Annotated in this window: 1 protein-coding gene; it reads right to left on the bottom strand. The window is 44.5% G+C overall.

Annotated features, from left to right (window positions below):
* Positions 1-1,110, bottom strand: a 1,110-nt coding sequence (gene uvrC / locus A3766_RS05965) for an excinuclease ABC subunit UvrC (RefSeq protein ID WP_068641912.1), incomplete at both ends; no start/stop codon positions are given.

Here is a 1,110-nt window from a genome sequence, read left to right as displayed (position 1 = left end):
CCATGCGTTTGGGTCGATCCTCAAGCTGCAGTAGTTCCGCCAGAGCATCGAACTTATGAAACATGTTTTCTTTATTAGCCAAGTGCGTTTGCAGGGCATTTTCTGCATTCGTGCTCGCTAGCTTAAGCCATTGCGCCTTTAATTGTTTCACCTTGGTAGAGATTTTCACCTTCTTACCAACTACCTGCTCGATGGCTTCGGTAATCAATGCCTGATTACTCAATGATTCGTTTAGAACAATCTCTCCCGGAATATCTCTAGACTCATTCTGGCCAATATAATATTGCTCGACAAAGCTCGACAGCATTTCATTATTGCTCATCTCCAGAGACAACTTGGGGAAGTAGTTCTTATGGCCAAGAATTCGCCCGTTACGCACATAAAGCATTGATGCTACAACCGAGCCGCCTTTTGCTACGAGTACAACTACATCCAGGCTCTGCGTCCCACCCTCGGCAGACTGGCTTTCCTGAACATGTCGAAGATGCTCAATCTGATCTCTTATCTCTGCGGCCTCTTCGAACTTAAGCTCTATAGAAGCCTGCTCCATTTGCGAAATAAGCCTACGGATTAATTCAGGACTCTTTCCCTGCAGAAACATCTCAACACTTTTAACATCTTCCAGGTACTCTTCGTGACTAACCAAACCGACACACGGAGCTTTGCAGCGTTTTATCTGATACTGAAGACAAGGGCGAGAGCGGTTGTTGTAATAGCTATCATGACATTGGCGAACCTTGAAGATTTTCTCAAGCATGTTCAGGCTTTCTTTTACTGAACCAGAGCTTGGAAAGGGCCCGAAATAACGTCCAACCTTCCCTTTGCTACGCGCCCTTTTCATGGATAATGAAGGGTATTCTTTATCGCTTGCCAAATAGATATAGGGGTAAGACTTATCATCTCGCAAGAGAATATTGTACGGGGGCTTAAGGGTCTTTATCTGATTCTGTTCTAGAATCAGCGCTTCTGTCTCGCTACGGGTTAGCGTGACTTCTATTTTAGCGATTTTGCTGACTAGNGATTGAGTCTTAAGAGACAAACCCTGACGAGCAAAATAACTGGAAACACGTTTTTTGAGATGCTTTGCCTTACCAACATACAGTATGCTTC

This window comes from Oleiphilus sp. HI0132 (genome assembly GCF_001635845.1).
This window is presented reverse-complemented; position numbering and strand designations above follow the sequence as displayed.